General features: G+C 68.2%; 18 protein-coding genes and 1 pseudogene. 8 read left to right on the plus strand and 11 right to left on the minus strand.

Annotated features, from left to right (window positions below; all coding sequences use genetic code 11):
• Positions 1-28: 28 nt before the first annotated feature.
• Positions 29-1,270: an NADP-dependent isocitrate dehydrogenase gene (locus Q0W90_RS01385; protein ID WP_297595207.1), complete on the plus strand. Its 1,242-nt coding sequence runs from the start codon at positions 29-31 to the stop codon at positions 1,268-1,270.
• Here the strand turns inward: Q0W90_RS01385 and Q0W90_RS01390 are convergent.
• A complete protein-coding gene (locus tag Q0W90_RS01390) occupies positions 1,263-2,060 on the minus strand; it encodes an alpha/beta hydrolase (RefSeq protein WP_297697384.1) in 798 nt (265 codons plus the stop codon). The genes Q0W90_RS01385 and Q0W90_RS01390 overlap by 8 nt on opposite strands.
• Positions 2,061-2,300: 240 nt before the next feature.
• Between Q0W90_RS01390 and trpS the strand changes: the two genes are divergently transcribed.
• Together trpS and yhjD are read left to right on the plus strand one after the other, a co-directional pair.
• A complete protein-coding gene (gene trpS, locus Q0W90_RS01395; RefSeq protein WP_297595210.1) occupies positions 2,301-3,335 on the plus strand; it encodes a tryptophan--tRNA ligase in 1,035 nt (344 codons plus the stop codon).
• Entirely contained in the window at positions 3,332-4,369 is a 1,038-nt protein-coding gene (gene yhjD, locus Q0W90_RS01400) for an inner membrane protein YhjD (RefSeq protein WP_297595211.1), read from the plus strand. The genes trpS and yhjD overlap by 4 nt, the downstream gene beginning before the upstream one ends.
• Here yhjD and Q0W90_RS01405 read toward each other — a convergent pair.
• Genes Q0W90_RS01405 through Q0W90_RS01420 form a run of 4 tightly spaced genes read right to left on the minus strand, consistent with a single transcriptional unit; the run spans position 4,366 to position 8,440 of the window.
• Positions 4,366-4,680 (minus strand): multidrug efflux SMR transporter, encoded by a 315-nt coding sequence (locus Q0W90_RS01405; protein ID WP_297697371.1) that lies wholly within the window; start codon positions 4,678-4,680, stop codon positions 4,366-4,368. The two genes, yhjD and Q0W90_RS01405, sit on opposite strands and share 4 nt — an antisense overlap.
• Positions 4,680-5,837 carry an N-acetylglucosamine-6-phosphate deacetylase gene (nagA, locus tag Q0W90_RS01410; RefSeq protein WP_297772791.1) on the minus strand — a complete coding sequence of 386 codons (1,158 nt, stop codon included), beginning with the start codon at positions 5,835-5,837 and terminating at the stop codon, positions 4,680-4,682. Before nagA ends, Q0W90_RS01405 begins: the two co-directional genes overlap by 1 nt.
• The gene (locus Q0W90_RS01415) at positions 5,828-7,180 is read right to left on the minus strand and encodes a sugar porter family MFS transporter (RefSeq protein WP_297772793.1); all 1,353 of its coding nucleotides are present in this window, start codon (positions 7,178-7,180) and stop codon (positions 5,828-5,830) included. Before Q0W90_RS01415 ends, nagA begins: the two co-directional genes overlap by 10 nt.
• A 6-nt stretch (positions 7,181-7,186) precedes the next feature.
• Positions 7,187-8,440, minus strand: coding sequence for a D-alanyl-D-alanine carboxypeptidase family protein (locus tag Q0W90_RS01420; protein WP_297697368.1), 1,254 nt, complete (start codon positions 8,438-8,440; stop codon positions 7,187-7,189).
• Between the two features lie 49 nt (positions 8,441-8,489).
• On the opposite strand from Q0W90_RS01420, the gene Q0W90_RS01425 reads away from it, so the two are divergent.
• Complete coding sequence (locus Q0W90_RS01425; RefSeq protein WP_297595217.1) at positions 8,490-8,912, plus strand: hypothetical protein; 423 nt, start codon at positions 8,490-8,492, stop codon at positions 8,910-8,912.
• 51 nt (positions 8,913-8,963) lie between these two features.
• On the opposite strand, the gene Q0W90_RS01430 is transcribed toward Q0W90_RS01425, so the two are convergent.
• Positions 8,964-10,385 carry an aspartate aminotransferase family protein gene (locus Q0W90_RS01430; RefSeq protein WP_297697367.1) on the minus strand — a complete coding sequence of 474 codons (1,422 nt, stop codon included), beginning with the start codon at positions 10,383-10,385 and terminating at the stop codon, positions 8,964-8,966.
• On the opposite strand from Q0W90_RS01430, the gene Q0W90_RS01435 reads away from it, so the two are divergent.
• Positions 10,341-11,258 carry a sigma-70 family RNA polymerase sigma factor gene (locus Q0W90_RS01435; protein WP_297595219.1) on the plus strand — a complete coding sequence of 306 codons (918 nt, stop codon included), beginning with the start codon at positions 10,341-10,343 and terminating at the stop codon, positions 11,256-11,258. The genes Q0W90_RS01430 and Q0W90_RS01435 overlap by 45 nt on opposite strands.
• Here Q0W90_RS01435 and Q0W90_RS01440 read toward each other — a convergent pair.
• The 5 genes and pseudogenes from Q0W90_RS01440 to sdhC all read right to left on the minus strand — a co-directional run.
• Positions 11,227-11,850 (minus strand): annotated as a pseudogene (locus tag Q0W90_RS01440) (carboxymuconolactone decarboxylase family protein); the annotation flags it as partial. The gene Q0W90_RS01435 and the pseudogene Q0W90_RS01440 sit on opposite strands and share 32 nt — an antisense overlap.
• A gap of 38 nt (positions 11,851-11,888) precedes the next feature.
• Positions 11,889-12,686 carry a succinate dehydrogenase iron-sulfur subunit gene (locus tag Q0W90_RS01445; RefSeq protein ID WP_297697366.1) on the minus strand — a complete coding sequence of 266 codons (798 nt, stop codon included), beginning with the start codon at positions 12,684-12,686 and terminating at the stop codon, positions 11,889-11,891.
• Positions 12,686-14,440 carry a succinate dehydrogenase flavoprotein subunit gene (gene sdhA / locus Q0W90_RS01450; RefSeq protein WP_297697365.1) on the minus strand — a complete coding sequence of 585 codons (1,755 nt, stop codon included), beginning with the start codon at positions 14,438-14,440 and terminating at the stop codon, positions 12,686-12,688. The genes Q0W90_RS01445 and sdhA overlap by 1 nt, the downstream gene beginning before the upstream one ends.
• Positions 14,441-14,457: 17 nt before the next feature.
• Entirely contained in the window at positions 14,458-14,928 is a 471-nt protein-coding gene (locus Q0W90_RS01455) for a succinate dehydrogenase hydrophobic membrane anchor subunit (protein ID WP_297697364.1), read from the minus strand.
• Positions 14,925-15,263 carry a succinate dehydrogenase, cytochrome b556 subunit gene (gene sdhC, locus Q0W90_RS01460; RefSeq protein WP_297697363.1) on the minus strand — a complete coding sequence of 113 codons (339 nt, stop codon included), beginning with the start codon at positions 15,261-15,263 and terminating at the stop codon, positions 14,925-14,927. Before sdhC ends, Q0W90_RS01455 begins: the two co-directional genes overlap by 4 nt.
• 272 nt (positions 15,264-15,535) lie before the next feature.
• Here sdhC and Q0W90_RS01465 point away from each other — a divergent pair, with 272 nt between their 5' ends.
• The 3 genes from Q0W90_RS01465 to Q0W90_RS01475 are packed head-to-tail and all read left to right on the plus strand — an operon-like array spanning position 15,536 to position 18,305.
• The gene (locus Q0W90_RS01465; RefSeq protein ID WP_297599193.1) at positions 15,536-15,937 is read left to right on the plus strand and encodes a cytidine deaminase; all 402 of its coding nucleotides are present in this window, start codon (positions 15,536-15,538) and stop codon (positions 15,935-15,937) included.
• Positions 15,934-17,220, plus strand: a complete 1,287-nt coding sequence (locus Q0W90_RS01470; protein WP_297772815.1) for a thymidine phosphorylase — start codon at positions 15,934-15,936, stop codon at positions 17,218-17,220. The genes Q0W90_RS01465 and Q0W90_RS01470 overlap by 4 nt, the downstream gene beginning before the upstream one ends.
• Complete coding sequence (locus Q0W90_RS01475) at positions 17,217-18,305, plus strand: adenosine deaminase (protein WP_297772797.1); 1,089 nt, start codon at positions 17,217-17,219, stop codon at positions 18,303-18,305. The genes Q0W90_RS01470 and Q0W90_RS01475 overlap by 4 nt, the downstream gene beginning before the upstream one ends.
• Positions 18,306-18,324 lie beyond the last annotated feature (19 nt).

Below are 18,324 nucleotides of genomic sequence, written 5' to 3' on the forward strand. Positions count from 1 at the left end.
GGAGGTTTCGGACGCCGTGAAACCAAGCATGTCCAACTCGGCTTCCAAAGAAGCCAAGATCAAAGTCAAAGGCCGCGTGGTCGAGCTCGACGGCGACGAAATGACCCGCGTCATCTGGAAACTGATCAAGGACTTGTTGATCCTTCCGCACCTCGACATCGATCTGGACTACTACGACCTGGGCATCGAGCACCGCGACCGCACCGACGACCAGGTGACGATCGACGCCGCCTACGCGATCAAGAAGCACGGTGTGGGCGTCAAGTGCGCGACGATCACCCCCGACGAGGCGCGCGTGCAGGAGTTCAACCTCAAGAAGATGTGGCTCTCGCCGAACGGGACGATCCGCAACATCTTGGGCGGCACCATCTTCCGCGAACCGATCGTCATCTCCAACGTGCCGCGCCTGGTTCCGGGCTGGACCAAGCCGATCGTCATCGGCCGCCACGCTTTCGGCGACCAGTACCGGGCGACCAACTTCAAGGTCGACCAGCCCGGCACCGTCGCCATCACCTTCACCCCCGCGGACGGCAGCGAGCCGATGGTGCACGAAATGGTGTCCATCCCCTCCGACGGCGGTGTCGTGATGGGGATGTACAACTTCAAGGATTCCGTGCGCGACTTCGCGCGCGCGACCTTCAAGTACGGCCTGAACGCCAAATGGCCGGTGTACCTGTCCACCAAGAACACCATCCTCAAGGCCTACGACGGCATGTTCAAGGACGAGTTCCAGCGCATCTACGACGAGGAATTCAAGGAGCAGTTCGAGGCCGCGGGCCTGACCTACGAGCACCGGCTGATCGACGACATGGTCGCCGCCTGCCTCAAGTGGGAGGGCGGCTACGTGTGGGCGTGCAAGAACTACGACGGCGATGTGCAGTCCGACGCCATCGCGCAGGGCTACGGCTCGCTGGGCCTGATGACCTCGGTGCTGATGACGGCCGACGGCAAAACGGTCGAGGCCGAGGCCGCGCACGGCACCGTCACGCGGCACTTCCGGCAGTATCAGGCCGGCAAGCCGACCTCGACCAACCCGATCGCCTCGATCTTCGCCTGGACGCGCGGGTTGGCGCACCGCGGCAAGCTGGACGACACACCCGAGGTGATCGAGTTCGCGCAGACGCTGGAAACCGTCATCGTCTCCACCGTCGAGAGCGGGAAGATGACCAAGGACCTCGCCATCCTGATCGGCCCCGATCAAAAGTGGCAGCAAAGCGAGGAATTCCTCGACTCGATTGCCGAGAACCTGGAAAAGGAGCTGGCTAACTAGCCGAGGGGTTGGCGCCCCGGGCCGCCGGGTTGCACTCATCGAGGAAGCCGGTGATCAAGTCGGCGACGCGCTCCGGGGCCTCGAACATGGGGATGTGTCCCACGCCGTCGAGCTCGGTGACCTGGTGGTCGTGGGGCAAATGCGTGGTGAAATGCCGGCTGAACCTGGGCGCGGGCACAACGCGATCCTTTTCGCAGATGACCAGGTGCGCCGGGACGGCGTTCTCGGCCAGTTCCCGCAGGCCGGGCAGCAGCAGGGACTTGACCAGCAGCTGGAAGTAGGCGGGGCAGTGCGCGACGTCGTCGATGCAGCCCAGCAGCTGTTCGTCGCTGACTCCCTCCGGCGATGCGCTGATCGCATAGGTGGCCAACCGGCGACTGAACGGCAGCCGCATCACCTTCGGGCCGAACAGCGCGGCCAGCACCAGCAGCGGAATACCCAGGATGAACTTGGCGATCACCTCGAACTTCGCGGGGCTCCATCGCGTCCAGCCGCCGGCCGGGGCGATGCCCATCACGCTGCGCGCCCGTCCGCGCCGCTCGAGTTCGAACGCGACCCAACCACCCAGCGAATTGCCCACGATGTGCGCGGTGTCCCAGCCCAGCTCGTCCATCTGCCGCTCCACGTGGTCGGCCAGCACCGCCGAGGACAGAAACCAGGTGCCCGCGGACGCACCGCCGTTGTGGCCGGCCATCGTCGGGGCGAACACCTCATACCGCCCGGTGTCGGCCAGCCGTTGAGCGACGTCCTCCCACACCGCCTGGGACAGCAGGAATGGGTGCAGCAACACCACCGGTTCCCCCGAACCGAGGTGGATCGGTGGACGGACCGAAGGCGACGCCGAGTGAGCGGGGCTCACGAGGAGGCAGCCGAGCAGACGAGCTTGCGCATAGCCCGACATTAAAGGCGGTACCGCCGGTACCGCAAGACGGGCTGATCGCGAGCGTGCGGCAGGCCGCACACACGGCACCGAGGGTGAAGCTGGCCGCGCACTCGGCGGCGCGGCGGCGCGTGAAAAGATCGGTGCATCATGAGCACCGCTACCGGATCCAGCCGCATTTTTTCCGGCGTGCAGCCCACGTCCGACTCGCTTCACCTGGGTAACGCGTTGGGCGCGGTCACACAGTGGGCCCAGCTGCAGGACAACCATGACCCGTTCTTCTGCGTGGTGGACCTGCACGCCATCACCATCGCCCAGGATCCCGCGGCGCTGCGTCAGCGGACCCTGGTCACCGCCGCGCAATACCTGGCGCTGGGCATCGACCCGGCCCGCAGCACCGTCTTCGTGCAGAGCCATGTGCCCGCCCACACCCAGCTGGCCTGGGTGCTGGGTTGCTTCACCGGCTTCGGGCAGGCGTCGCGGATGACGCAGTTCAAGGACAAGTCGCTGCGCCAGGGCGCCGACTCCGCCACCGTGGGCTTGTTCACCTACCCGGTGCTGCAGGCCGCCGACGTGCTGGCCTATGACACCGATCTGGTGCCGGTGGGCGAGGACCAGCGCCAGCATCTCGAGCTGGCCCGCGACGTGGCGCAGCGGTTCAACGCCCGATTCCCGGGCACGTTCGTGGTGCCGGACGTGCTCATTCCCAAGGCCACCGCGAAGATCTACGACCTGGCCGACCCGACGTCGAAGATGAGCAAGTCCGCGGCCACCGATGCCGGGCTGATCAACCTGCTCGACGATCCCGCGTTGTCGGCCAAGAAGATTCGCTCGGCGGTGACCGACAGCGAGCGTGAGATCCGCTTCGACACCGACGCCAAGCCCGGCGTGTCCAACCTGCTGACCATCCAGTCCGCGGTCAGCGGTGTCGGCGTCGACAAGCTCGTCGAGGCCTATGCCGGAAGGGGTTACGGCGATCTGAAGAAGGACACCGCGGAGGCGGTGGTCGAGTTCGTCGCCCCGATCAAGGCCCGAGTCGACGAACTGACGGCCGACCCGGCCGAATTGGAGGCCGTTTTGGCGGCCGGAGCCGAAAGGGCCCAGGAAGTGGCCGGCAAAACGGTCCAACGCGTCTACGATCGGCTTGGGTTCCTTCCGCAACGGGGGTACGAAGTTTCACCATGAGCGAGCCGGCGGAGGCGGGCATTTTTGATCGGCTGCGGGCCCGCTACGGGTGGCTCGACCATGTCATCCGCGCCTACCAGCGTTTCGACGGGCGCAACGGCGGGTTCTTCGCCGCCGGCCTCACGTATTACACGATCTTCGCGCTGTTTCCCTTGCTCATGGTCGGTTTCGCGATGTTCGGATTCGTGCTGGCCCGGCGGCCTCAGCTGCTGAGCTCGATCGACGATCACATCCGCTCCCAGGTGTCGGGCGCGCTGGGCAATCAGCTGCAGGAGTTGATGAACTCGGCCATCGATGCCCGGACGTCGGTCGGTGTCATCGGTCTGGTCACCGCGGTGTGGGCGGGCTTGGGCTGGATATCGCACCTGCGGCAGGCGTTGACCGAGATGTGGTGGGACCGCCACTTTGAGCCACCGGGCTTCGTTCGCGGCAAGTCCTCCGATCTGCTGGCGATGGTGGGGACGTTCGCGGTGATCGTGGCCACCGTCGCGCTGACCACCGTCGGCCAGGCCGCACCCATGGCCACGTTGTTGAAATGGCTTGGCGTACCGCAGTTTGTGGTGCTCGACTGGCTTTTCTGGCTTTTCTCGATCCTGATCGCGACGCTGGTGTCGTGGCTGCTGTTCACGTGGATGATTGCGCGCCTGCCCCGGGAAAAGGTGAGCTTCGTCGATTCGATGCGGGCCGGGCTGATCGCGGCGATCGGCTTCGAGGTGTTCAAACAGGTGGCGTCGATCTATCTGAAGGCGGTGTTGCGCAGCCCGGCGGGCGCCGCCTTTGGTCCGGTGCTGGGGTTGATGGTGTTCGCTTACATCACCGCCTATCTCGTCCTGTTCTGCACCGCGTGGGCGGCGACGGCGTCCACCGATCCGCGCGACCAACACGTCGAGCCCCCGGCCCCGGCGATCATCGCGCCGCGGGTGCACCCGGATGAGGGCCTGGGCACCCGCCAGGTGCTGACCGCGATGGCATTGGGAGCCGTTGGGGCGCTGGTGCTTTCCCGCATCGCGGGTTTTACCCACCGGAATCGCTAGCTGACCAGCTTCAAACCCGCGATGCAGGCCACGATCCCGGCGATCAGCGACAGCTTGGTCAACGACGCCGGTTCGTCGCCGGTCAGCGCCGCGTAGCCCACGGTGAGCGCGGCCCCGATGCCGACCCATACCGCATAGCTGGTTCCGACCGGCAGGGTGCGCATCGCGGTCGCCAGCCCGGCCATCGAAAGCCCGAGCGCGACAACGAAGACCAATGACGGGCCAAGCCGGGAGAAGCCGTCGGACTTGCTCAGAGCGGTCGCCCACACCGCCTCCAAGACACCCGACGCGATCAAGACGAGCCACGCCATCACGCACCTCCGCGGCCCGGATGGTCATGCCAGTCGCCCCGCCGCATGACGGCCATGACCCGTAGATCGGGGTCCAGCACAACAAGGTTGGCGTCGTAGCCGGGCCGCAGGCTGCCGACCCGATCCAGGCCCAGAGCCCGGGCCGGCGTCGTCGCGGTCGTCTGAACCGCGGCAGCGAGCGCGGCATCGGGGTCGGCATTGGGCCCCGGCCCGGCCGCGGCGCGGAAGAGCCGGTCCATGGTGGCCGTGCTGCCCGCGATCGTCGACGTCCCGTGCACCCGCGCGACACCGGACACCACATCGATGCGCACCGCGCCGAGCCGGTACGCGCCGTCGGCGCGGCCCGCCGCGGCGATCGCGTCGGTGATCACGGCGACCCGGTCCGCGCCGGCCGCCTCGATCACCGCGTGTACCACGCCCGGGTGCAGGTGCACGCCGTCGGCGATGAGCTCGACGGTCACCCGCGGGTCCCGCAGCAGCGCGAGCGCCGGGCCGGGCTCGCGATGGTGCAGCGGCGGCATCGCGTTGAACAGATGCGTGCCGACCGTGGCGCCCAGCGCGACGGCGTGCCGCGTTTGCTCGTACGTCGCGTCGGTGTGTCCCACCGCCACAACGACTCCCGCATCCACGAAACGCCGGATCGCGGCATCGGCCCCGGGCAGCTCGGGCGCCAGGGTGACCATCTTGATCGCGTCGCCGCCGGCGCTCAGCACCGCGTCGATCTCTTCGGGGTCGGGGTACCGCATCTGGGTGTGGTCGTGCGCTCCGCAACGCGCCCGGTTCAGCCAGGGGCCTTCCAGATGAATGCCCGCGACGACGCCGGCCCCGGCCGCTTCGGCGAGCGCGCGCACCCCGCTGAGCAGCTCCGGAGGCGAGGCGGTCACCAGGCTGGCGAGCGTGGTGGTGGTGCCGTGGCTCAGGTGAAAGGCGGCGGCATCGCCGATGCCGTCGGCGTCGGTGTAGGAAGCCCCGCCGCCGCCGTGCACGTGCATGTCGATAAAGCCCGGCGCCACAGTGCAATCGGGAAAATCACGGTCGGCCGGGCGCGGCGGCGGGCCGGACGCGCAGGCCACGATCCGTCCGCCGGAGGCCTCGAGCCAGCCCGGCCGGCAGATCCGCCCGCCGAGCACCATCGTTCCCGCGGCGATCAATCCCACCGGCCGCCGTTTTCCCAGAAGTGGCGGATGTCCTCGAGCTGGCGGCCCTTGGTCTCCGGCGCATACCGGTAGACGAAGGCGAACGCGACCACCGTGAGCACCGCGAACACCGCGAAAGCCCCTGCGCCACCCAATGAATGCAACATGGTGAGGAAGACGGCGGCGATGATGGCGTTGGCCACCAGGTTGGAGGTCAGCATGGTGCTCGACCCGAGGGACCGCAGCCGGGACGGGAAGCTTTCGCTGGCGTACACCCAGCCCAGGGAGCCGAAACCCATGGTGTAGCCGAAGATGAACAGCAGCACGCCGGCGAACCCGGCGGCCGCGCCGCCGGCACCGCGGCCGAACACGGCCATCAGGACCACATCGGCGGCGATCATCATGGCGGTGCCGCACAACAGGATCGGCCGCCTGCCCAGCCGGTCGACCAACAGCAGCGCCGCGCCGACGGCCGCCAACCCGGCCACCTGCACCAGCGCCGGCAGCCCCAGCAGCGCGAAATCACCGGTGAAGCCCATGGCCTGAAATATCCGGGGGCTGTAGTAGATGATCGCGTTGATGCCGGTGATCTGGATCAGGAAGCCGAGGACGACCACGAACACGGTGGCGCGAAGATAGGGCCTGCGAACCATTTCCGGCAGCATCTCGGAGACGCTGCCGCCGCCCACATTCAACGCGCGGCCGATCTCGGCCAGCTCGTCGTCGACCTGCGCGTCGGGCTCCACCCTCAGCAGCGCCCGCCGGGCGTCGTCGACCCGGCCTTTGAGCAGGTACCACCGCGCGGTGTCGGGCATCCGAATCACCAACGGCGCCAACAGCACTGCGGGCACGCAGGCCAGCCCCAGCATCCACCGCCAGCTGTGGGTTCCCGCCAGCAGGTAACCGGTCGAGTAACCGACGATGAGCCCGCTGACGATCGCCAGCTGATAGGCCGTCAACAGCGAGCCGCGCACCGCCGTCGGCGCCGATTCGGCCACGTACACCGGGACCACCACCACCGTCACGCCGATGGTCAGGCCGACGAGCAGTCGCGCCGCCAGCAGCATCGGCAGCGAGACCGAAAACGCGGCCAGCAGCGCGAAAACCGCGTAGGCGAACAGGATCAGCACCACCGACTTTTTCCGCCCGATCACGTTGGCCAGCACGCCGGCGCCGAGCGCTCCGATGATCTGACCGATCACCACCATCGTCGTCAGCAGTTCCTGTTGCCGGGTGGACAGTCCGAAATCCTCGGTGACGAACAACTGCGCGCCGGCGATGATGGACAGGTCGTAGCCGTAGACGACACCCACGCTGGCGGCGGTCAGCCCGACCAGCAGGCCGCGCCGCGATCCGGTGGTCACCGGCGCTCAGCGGTGTTGGGGTCGACGGTTCATGGAGCGTGCGGCCATGATCAAGCTAAACACGACGATGCTGCCGATGACACCGACGCCCACCCGGACCGGCAAAGCGTCCGCCGAGCGGATGATCCCGCCGGCCGCAGCGTTATTGGCGATCCGGTCGGCGGCGGTGTCGTGCTTGGCGGGCGCCAGGGACGGGTCGGGCGCGACCAGCGAGCCGACCTGAGTGCCCTGCGGGGTGGCGAACCCGTAGTCCAGCAGGTGCGCGGCCTGTTCCCACGGTGCGATCGGCTGCCGCGTCCCGTGCAGCAGCACCGCAACCAGCCGCCGCCCGTCGTGGTTGGCCGCGCCGACGAACGTCTGGCCCGCGTCGTCGGTGTACCCGGTCTTGCCGCCCAGGGCGCCGGGATACTGGTAGAGCAGCTGGTTGTCGTTCTCCAGCTCGTAGCCCGGGTGGTCGCCGTGGCCGGGGAAGTCGAAGGTCCGCGTCGCGACGATGTCGGCGAACGTGGGGTTCTGCCACGCGTAGCGGTAAAACAGCCCGACGTCGTAGGCCGAGGTGCTCATGCCGGGCGCGTCCAGCCCCGACGGCGTCGCCACCCGGGTGTCCTGGCCGCCCAGCTTGACGGCCAGCACGTTGATCTTCTCCAGCGCCTGCTGCATGCCGCCGAGCTGCATGGCCAGCGCGTGGGCGGCGTCGTTGCCGGAGTGCATCAGCAGCCCGTGCAGCAGCTGGTTGACGGTGAACACGCCGCCCTCCTGGACGCCGACCTTGGTGCCCTCGGCGGCCGCGTCGTCGGCGGTTCCGGGAACCGATTTGTTCAGGTTGAGTGTGTTGATGGAGGCCATCGCCACCAGCACCTTGATGATGCTGGCCGGGCGGTGCCGACCGTGCGGGTCTTTGGCGGCGATGACGGCGCCGCTGTCCAGGTCCGCCACCAGCCAGGCCTCGGCGGACACGTCGCCCGGTGGCGGCGCCGTGTTCGGCGCGGCGACGATGCCGCAGCCGCCCAGGGCGTCACCGCCGACGGGCTTGGCGGGCACCGCCAGCGGGATCGGGGGGTCGCCGGCCGTGGGGACCTCCGACGAATCCACCGCCGCCGGGGTGTTCACCTTGTACGGGCAGCTCGCGGGTGCGGCATTGGGTTCGGCGCCGGGTTCGGCCCGTCCCAGCGGCAACGCCGCCGGTACCGCGACCGTGGCCGGGGCGGCCATCAGGAAAAACGCCGCTGCCAGGCATGATGCGGAACGTAACAGGGTCATCGTCTGTGCACAGTAGGCGATCGAGGGCCCGAATCCGGGGAGCCGCGCTGTGACTGATGAGACGGAAGTTACTCGGCCGGGCCGAGGGACCCGGGTTAGGCTGGGCGGCGGTCAGCGGGAACGCGCCCGCCCGCACCGATTCCAGAGGTTTGCCATTTCCGACGATCGATTGTGGACCAGGTGGCGGCGGCGCCAGCGCGATGGCGCGGGTGCGGCGCCCGGCGCGGGCCCACGCGCGCTGAAGGATCTGCTCAAACAGGTCGAGAAGGCAACCCAGGTGCGGCGTTCCGGGCTGGATCAGGTGCTGGCGGAGCTGAAGCTGCATCGTGACGCCACCACCGAGCCGGAGCGGCGGTCGGCGCTCGCCTGGCTGTGCAACTCCGTGTCGCGGTTCGCGCACAGCCCGAGCGCCCCGCACGCCCGCGAGGTGATGCTGGCCGCCGATGCGGTCAGGCGCGCGCCCGCCGGTTAGTGGCGATCGCAAGTGCGGCGCAGCCGGGCGCAGCGGGTCGCCACCATCGGGCTAGAGCCGCTCGGACTCCTCGCGCAGGACGCCGCGCAGGATGGATTCGATGGTGTCGAATTCGGCCTGGCCGCTGATCAGCGGCGGCGCCAGCTGGATGACGGAATCGCCGCGGTCGTCGGTGCGGCAGTACAGCCCGGCAGCGAAGAGCGCCGAGCCCACCCGGGCCAGCAGCGGGCGGCGCTCTTCGTCGCTGAAGGTCTGCTTGGTCGCCTTGTCCTTGACCAGTTCCACGCCGTAGAAGAAACCCTCGCCGCGCACGTCGCCGACGATGGGCAGGTCGTAAAGCTTTTCCAGGGTGGCCCGGAGGGCGGGCGCGTTGGTCTTGACGTGATCGTTCAGCCGCTCGCGCTCGAAGATGTCGAGGTTGGCCAGCCCGACGGCCGCCGAAACCGGGTGGCCGCCAAAGGTATAGCCGTGCGGGAACATCGTCGCGCCGTCGTTGAACGGCTCGAACAAGCGCTCGCTGGCGAGCATGGCGCCGATCGGCGAATAGCCCGACGTCATCCCCTTGGCGCAGGTGATCATGTCGGGCACGTAGCCGAAGTCGTCGCAGGCGAACATCGACCCGATGCGGCCGAACGCGCAGATCACCTCGTCGGAGACCAGCAGCACGTCGTAGGAGTCGCAGATCTGGCGCACCCGTTCGAAATAGCCTGGGGGAGGGGGGATGCTGCCTCCGGCGTTCTGCACCGGCTCGAGGAATACCGCGGCCACGGTGTCGGGGCCCTCGAACTCGATGGCCTCGGCGATCCGGTCCGCGGCCCACCGCCCGAAGGCTTTTGCGTCACTTTCCAGACCGGCTCCAAACGGTTCCGGCGCCCGATAGAAGTTGGTGTTGGGCACCCGGAAGCCGCCGGGCGTCACCGGCTCGAACGGCGCCTTGTATTTCGGCAGCCCGGTGATCGCCAGCGCGCCCTGGGTGGTGCCGTGGTAGGCGACCGACCGCGAAATCACCTTGTGCTTACCGGGTTTGCCGGTGAGCTTGAAGTACTGCTTGGCCAGTTTCCACGCGGTCTCGACGGCCTCGGTGCCGCCGGTGGTGAAGAAGACCCGGTTCAGGTCGCCCGGCGTGTAGCCGGCAAGACGCTCGGACAGCTCGATGGCCGTGGGGGTGGCATACCCCCACAGCGGGAAGAACGCCAGCGTGCCCGCCTGCCGGGCGGCGGCCTCGGCGAGCTCGGCCCGGCCGTGGCCGACCTGCACGGTGAACAGCCCGGAAAGGCCGTCGAGGTAGCTCTTACCGCGGTCGTCGAAGATCGTGACGCCCTCGCCGCGGGTGATGATCGGCGGCGTGATTCCCGGGCCGTGCCGGGAGAAGTGCAGCCACAGGTTGTCGGTCATGTTGGTGGTGAGCGTAGCGCTAGTCTGGTCGGTATGACCTCGACGCAGGTCGCCGAATTCGAAGCCCTTCGGCCGCATCTCATGTCGGTCGCCTACCGGCTGACCGGCACCGTCGCCGATGCCGAGGACATCGTTCAGGATGCCTGGCTGCGCTGGCACCGGCAGGACACGGCGATAGCCGACCTGCGGGCGTGGTTGACCACGGTGGTGAGCAGGCTGGGTCTGGACAGGTTGCGCTCGGCCGCGCATCGTCGCGAGACCTACACCGGAAACTGGCTGCCCGAGCCGGTGGTCACCGGGTTCGGTCCCGCTCCTTCTTCGGAAGCCGATCCGCTGTCCGCGGTGGTGGCCGGCGAGGACGCCCGATTCGCGGCGATGGTGGTGCTGGAACGGCTCTCGCCCGATCAGCGGGTCGCGTTCGTGTTGCACGACGGGTTCGCCGTGCCGTTCGCGGAGGTGGCCGAGGTGCTGGGAACCAGCGAGGCAGGGGCCCGGCAGCTGGCGTCGCGGGCGCGCAAGGCCGTCACGGCCGAGCCGCCGCCCCAACCGGATCCGGCGCACGACGAGGTGGTCGGCAAGTTGTTGGCCGCCATGGCATCCGGCGATCTGGAAGCGGTGGTGGCGCTGCTGCACCCGGACGTCGTTTTCACCGGCGATTCGAATGGCAAGGCGCCCACGGCGGTTCAGGTCATCCACGGAGCCGACAAGGTGGTCCGCTTCATGTTCGGCCTTGCGCAACGCTACGGCCCGTCGATGTTCACCGCCTATCAGTTGGGGTTCGTCAACGGCGAACTCGGCATCTACACGGCCGGCTGCCCGGCCAGCGACGGCTACCGCGAGATGGCGCCGCGGATCACGGCGGTGACGGTGCGCGACGGAAAGGTCAGCGCGCTCTGGGATATCGCCAACCCCGAGAAGTTCACCGGCTCTCCGCTGCGCCCGTCTCGTTGAGCTGGTCCATCCAGGGCACGCGGCACGCGTCACCGGAATTGAAGCCCTGTTCGGTGATGCCCAGCGCGGAATTCACCCGCGCGCGCATGTTCTCCAACCCGATCTGGTAGGTCAGCTCGAACACACCGGCGTCGCCGAAGCGCGCCCGGAGGTCGTCGACCTGCTCGTCGGTGACGGTGTGCGGGTCGCTGGTGATCGCGGCGGCATAGGTGATGGCGGCACGCTCGTCGTCGCTGTAGGCCGGCGAGGTGGCGTAGTCGTCGATCTCCGTGAGCCGCGCCACGTCCAGGCCGTCCAGGCGCTGCAGCATCGATCCGAAGTCGACGCACCACGAGCAGCCGATCTGGCGCGCGGTCCACAGCACCGCCAGCTCACGCGCGCTGGCCGGCAGCGTTTTCGACGCCCGGTCGACCATCGTCTCGTGCAGGGCGCTTGCGATCATCAGCTTGCGATGATGCGCGGCCACGGCGAACGGCTCGGGAACTTGGCCGTAGCGCCGCTTGGCGATCCGGTACATGGCCCGGGTCAGCAGCCCGGCGCGCCTCGGGGGCAGGGGCTCGATGCGGGTTTTCTGTGTCATACCGGTCAGACGAGACAGGCCCGCGATGTGTGACGGTCGGTGGCGGCCAATCAGCGCGAGAACATGATCGCGCGCTTGACCTCTTGGATCGCCTTGGTGACCTGGATGCCGCGCGGGCAGGCCTCGGTGCAGTTGAACGTGGTGCGGCACCGCCACACGCCGTCGACCTCGTTGAGGATGTCGAGGCGTTCGCTGGCGCCCTCGTCGCGGCTGTCGAAGATGAAGCGGTGCGCGTTGACGAACGCCGCCGGTCCGTAGTAACTGCCCTCGTGCCAGAAGACCGGGCAACTGGTGGTGCACGCCGCGCACAGGATGCACTTGGTGGTGTCGTCGTAGCGGGCGCGGTCGGTCGGGCTCTGGATGCGTTCGCGGGTCGGCGGGTTGCCGGAGGTGATCAGGTACGGCTTGACCGCGCGGTAGGCGTCGAAGAACGGCTCCATGTCGACCACCAGGTCCTTCTCGACCGGCAGCCCGCGGATCGGCTCGACCGTGATGGTGAGCGGCTTGCCCGCCTTCTTGGGCAGGAGATCGCGCATCAGCACCTTGCACGCCAGCCGGTTGACACCGTTGATCCGCATGGCGTCCGAACCGCACACCCCGTGCGCGCAGGAGCGGCGGAAGGTCAGCGTCCCGTCCAGGTAGCTCTTGATGTAGATCAGCAGGTTGAGCATCCGGTCGCTGGGTAGGCACGGCACCCGAAAGCTTTGCCAGCCACCGGTTTCCGCGAAGGCGTCGGGCTGGTCGGGGTTGAACCGGGCGATCTTGACGGTCACCATCACCGCCTCGTCGGGAACCGGCGGCAGGGGCGGTTCCAAGGTCTCCACCTGCGGCTCTGCAACGTCCGTCATCAGTATTTCCGTTCCTTGGGTTCGTAGCGCGTCTGTACCACGGGCTTGAAGTCCAGCGCGATGTCGCTGAGCAGGTCGGTGCCCTGCTTATAGGCCATGGTGTGGCGCATGTAGTTGACGTCGTCGCGGTTCGGGTAGTCCTCGCGGGCGTGGCCGCCGCGAGACTCTTTGCGGTTCAGCGCCCCGACCACGGTGACCTCGGCCAGCTCCAGCAGAAAGCCCAGCTCGATGGCTTCCAGCAGGTCGCTGTTGAAGCGTTTCCCCTTGTCGTGCACGGCGATTCGGGAATATCGCTCCTTCAAAGCGTGGATGTCGGTCAGCGCCTGCTTCAGCGTCTCTTCGGTGCGGAACACCGCGGCGTTGTTGTCCATGGTCTGCTGCAGGGCGCCCCGGACGTCGGCGACGCGCTCGTTGCCGTGTTCGCTCAAGATGGCGCCCACCCAGCCGACGACCATCGCCGCCGGCTCCGGGGGCATGTCGACGAAGTCGTGTCCCCGCGCGTAATTGGCGGCGGCGATCCCGGCCCGGCGGCCGAACACGTTGATGTCCAGCAGCGAGTTGGTGCCCAGCCGGTTGGCGCCGTGCACGGACACGCAGGCGCACTCGCCGGCCGCGTACAGGCCCGGCACGGTGGAGGTGTTGTCGGCCAACACCTGTCCGGTGACGGTGGTGGGGATGCCGCCCATCACGTAGTGGCACGTCGGGTACACCGGCACCAGCTCGTGCACCGGGTCCACCCCCAGGTAGGTGCGGGCGAACTCGGTGATGTCGGGCAGCTTGGCCGCGAGCACGTCCTCACCGAGGTGGCGGACGTCGATGTAGACGTAGTCCTTGTGCGGCCCGGCGCCGCGGCCCTCCAGGACCTCCAAAACCATGGAACGGGCGACGATGTCGCGCGGCGCCAGGTCGACGATCGTCGGGGCGTAGCGCTCCATGAACCGCTCACCCTCGCCGTTGAGCAGCCGCCCGCCCTCGCCGCGCACGGCCTCGGAGATCAAGATGCCCAGTCCGGCCAGGCCGGTCGGATGGAATTGGTGAAACTCCATGTCCTCCAACGGAAGTCCCTTGCGGAAGACGATGCCGATACCGTCGCCTGTCAGGGTGTGCGCGTTGGAGGTGGTCTTGTACATCCGGCCCGAGCCGCCGGTCGCGATGATGACGGCCTTGGCGTGGAAGACGTGGATCTCCCCGGTGGCCAGCTCGTAGGCGACCACACCGGTGGCCACCGGCCCGCTCGGGGTCTGGGTGAGCACCAGGTCCAGCGCGTAGAACTCGTTGAAGAACTGCACGTCGTGACGGACGCAGTTCTGATACAGCGTCTGCAGGATCATGTGCCCGGTGCGGTCGGCGGCGTAACAGGACCGGCGCACCGGGGCCTTGCCGTGGTCGCGGGTGTGGCCACCGAAGCGGCGCTGGTCGATGCGGCCCTCGGGGGTGCGGTTGAACGGCATCCCCATCTTCTCCAGGTCAAGCACCGCGTCGATGGCTTCCTTGGCCATGATTTCGACCGCGTCCTGGTCGGCGAGGTAGTCGCCACCCTTGACGGTGTCGAAGGTGTGCCATTCCCAGTTGTCGTCCTCGACGTTGGCCAGCGCCGCGCACATCCCGCCCTGGGCGGCGCCGGTGTGGCTGCGGGTGGGGTAGAGCTTGGTCAGCACCGCGGTACGTGTCCGCGGAGCCGCTTCCACCGCCGCCCGCATCCCGGCCCCGCCCGCACCGACGATCACCACGTCGTACCGGTGTTGCTGGATCACGGGTCAGCCTCCCTCGATCAGGCGTGAATGTTGGGGTCGAATGTCAGCAGCACGTAGGTGCCCAGCACCAACGTGAACCCCATCGACAACAACAGCAGGCTGTTGAGCCAGAACCGGGTGCTGTCCTTGCGGCTGTAGTCGTCGATGATGGTGCGCAGGCCGTTGCCGCCGTGTAGTTGGGCAAGCCACAGCAGCGTCAGGTCCCAGACTTGCCAGAACGGCGACGCCCAGCGCTGCGCCACATAGTTGAAGTCGATCCGGTAAACGCCGTGGTCCCACATCAGCATGATGAACAGGTGACCGATCGCCAGCACGAACAGTGCGATGCCCGAGAACCGCATGAACAGCCAGGCGAACTTCTCGAAGTTGGGGATGCCGGCCCGGCGCCGCGGCGAACGCGGATTGTCCAGGCTGGCGGGGCGGTCGTGGGAGCGCTGCTTGACCGGCGCCGTCTGGCCCCGGGTCAGCTGAAGGTCTGGGCTGCTCATCCGAAGTGGTCCATCATGTGGACCACGGTCACCACGCCGGCGGAGACCATCAGCAGCAGGAACACGACGCCGACGATCCAGAACATCAGCCGCTGGTGGCGCGGGCCTTCGGACCAGAAGTCGATCAGGATCACCCGGATCCCGTTCAGGCCGTGGAAAGCGACCGCGGCGATCAGGCCGTATTCCATCAGGCCGACGATCGGCATCTGATAGTCGCGGATCACCGCGTTGTAGGTCTGCGGGCTGATCCGCAGCATCGCGGCGTCCAGGACGTGCACGAACAGGAAAAAGAAGATCGTCGCGCCGCTGATGCGATGCAGCACCCACGCCCACATTCCGGGATCTCCCCGGTACAGGGTCCGCGGCGGCCTGCGTCTGCGCGATGAAACCGGTGCCGGATCCGCGGTTGTCGGTTGCGTACTCACCCCAGTGTCACCCCAGTCCTCGCCTTTTTGCGACCTTCGTTGTGCGACGTTGCGCGACAGTCACGCCGGGCACTTGAGCTTAGCTCGCACACGAGGTGGCTTGCGCCGATGTCCTCAAGCGACATGCCGTTTTGCGGCTAGGGTGACTGTCGGAATCGGCCATGGGTGAGCGGGGTTGCGTGATGCCGGATATCGACTGGAATATGCTGCGGGACAAGGCAACACAAGTCTCGGCGGCGGCTTATGCGCCGTACTCCAGGTTCCGTGTCGGTGCGGCCGGGCTGGTCGACGACGGGCGTGTGGTCACCGGCTGCAATGTGGAGAACGTCTCATATGGCCTTGGTCTCTGCGCCGAGTGCGCCGTGGTGTGTGCCCTGCATTCGACCGGCGGCGGCCGGCTGGTCGCGTTGGCGTGCGTGGATCAGCGCGGATCGGTGCTGATGCCGTGCGGGCGATGCCGCCAGGTGCTGGCCGAACACGGGGGCCCCGAGCTGTTGATCGACCATCCGCGCGGGCCGCGCCGGCTCGGTGACCTGCTGCCGGACGCCTTCGGCCCCGACGACCTCGCCGCGGGGCGCGACTGATGCCGCCCGCGTTCGACGCGCCCACGGTGATCAGGACCAAGCGCGACGGCGGCCGGTTGTCCGACGCCGCGATCGACTGGGTCGTCGACGCCTACACCGACGGCCGGGTGGCCGAGGAACAGATGGCGGCCCTGCTGATGGCGATCCTGTTGCGCGGTATGGATCGCGGCGAGACCGCCCGCTGGACGGCGGCGATGCTGGCCTCGGGCGAGCGGCTCGACTTCAGCGACCTCGACGTGCCCACGGTGGACAAGCACTCCACCGGCGGGGTGGGGGACAAGATCACCCTGCCCCTCGTGCCCGTCGTCGCCGCCTGCGGCGCGGCGGTGCCGCAGGCGTCGGGCCGCGGGCTCGGCCACACCGGCGGCACCCTGGACAAGCTGGAATCCATCGCCGGGTTCACCGCCCAGTTGTCCAACCGGCGCGTGCGCGACCAACTGCGCATCCTCGGCGCGGCCATCTTCGCCGCCGGGGACCTGGCCCCCGCCGACGCCAGGCTGTACGCGCTGCGCGACATCACCGCCACCGTCGAGTCGCTCCCCTTGATCGCCAGCTCGGTGATGAGCAAGAAGCTGGCCGAAGGGGCCGGCGCGCTGGTGCTCGACGTGAAGGTCGGTTCCGGCGCGTTCACCGACTCCGAGGCGCAGTCCCGCGAGCTGGCGCGCACCATGGTCGAGCTGGGCGCCGCGCACGGGGTGCGGACCCGCGCGCTGCTGACGGACATGAACCGCCCGCTGGGCGCGACCGTCGGCAACGCCCTCGAGGTCGCCGAGTCGCTCGAGGTGCTGGGCGGGGGCGGCCCGCCCGACGTCGTCGAGCTGACGCTTCGGCTGGCTTCCGAGATGCTCGAGCTGGCCGGGATCGACGACCACGATCCCGCCGAGACGCTGCGCGACGGCACCGCGATGGACCGATTTCGCCGGCTCATCGCCGCCCAGGGCGGAGATTTGTCGGTGCCGTTGCCGATCGGTCGGCACGCCGAGACCGTGACCGCCGCCCGGGGCGGCACAATGGGCGATATCGACGCGATGGCAGTGGGGCTGGCGGCTTGGCGGCTCGGTGCGGGCAGATCCCGTCCGGGCGATCGGGTGCAGTTCGGCGCCGGTATCAGGATGCACCGCCGCCCCGGCGAGCCGGTCACGGCCGGTGAGCCGCTGTTCACCCTGTACACCGACACCCCGGAGCGCTTCGGCGCGGCGCTGGGCGAGCTGGATGGTGGCTGGAGCGTCGGCGACACGCCCCCGGCTTCCCGGCCGCTGATCATCGATCGGATCGTCACATGACCGCGCCACTGGGCCTCGAGCAGATCCGCAAGGCGCCCAAGGCGCTGCTGCACGATCACCTCGACGGCGGGCTCCGCCCGTCGACCGTGCTGGAGATCGCCGGGCAGATCGGCTATGACGAGCTGCCCGCCACCGATGTCGACGAGCTGGCGACGTGGTTTCGCACGCGTTCGCACAGCGGATCGCTGGAGCGCTACCTGGAGCCGTTTTCACACACCGTCGCCGTGATGCAGACACCCGAGGCGCTGCATCGCGTCGCCTACGAGTGCGTGGAAGACCTGGCCGCCGACTCGGTGGTCTACGCCGAGATCCGGTTCGCACCCGAGCTGCACATCGACCGTGGGATGTCCTTCGACGCCATCGTCGACGCCGTGCTGGCCGGATTGGCCGACGGTGAGAAGGCCTGTGCCGGCGCTGGCCGTCCGCTGGTGGTGCGCCTGCTGGTCACCGCCATGCGGCACGCGGCGGTGTCCCGGGAGATCGCCGAGCTGGCAATCCGGTTCCGGGACAAGGGAGTCGTCGGTTTCGACATCGCCGGCGCCGAGGCCGGCAACCCGCCGACGCGGCACCTGGACGCCTTTGAGTACATGCGAGATCACAACGCCCGCTTCACTATTCATGCCGGCGAGGCGTTCGGTTTGCCGTCCATCCACGAGGCGATCGCCTTCTGCGGCGCCGACCGGCTGGGCCACGGGGTGCGGATCGTCGACGACATCGAAGTGCTGCCCGACGGACAGGTTCGGTTGGGTCAACAGGCAGCGATTTTGCGGGACAAGCGAATTCCGTTGGAGCTGTGTCCGAGCTCCAACGTGCAGACCGGCGCCGTCAAGAGCATCGCCGAGCATCCGTTCGATCTGCTGGCCCGCGCGCGGTTCCGGGTGACCGTCAATACAGATAACCGGTTGATGAGCGACACCTTCATGAGCCGCGAAATGCTGCGCCTGGTCGAGGCTTTCGGCTACGGCTGGAGCGACCTCGAGCGGTTCACCATCAATGCGATGAAGTCCGCATTCCTCCCGTTCGACGAGCGCCTGGCGATCATCGACGAGGTGATCAAGCCGCGCTACGCCGTGCTGATTGGATAGCGGGCGGCGTCGACGTTCT

The sequence above is a fragment of the Mycobacterium sp. genome, assembly GCF_025933915.1.
Classification (GTDB): Bacteria; Actinomycetota; Actinomycetes; order Mycobacteriales; family Mycobacteriaceae; genus Mycobacterium.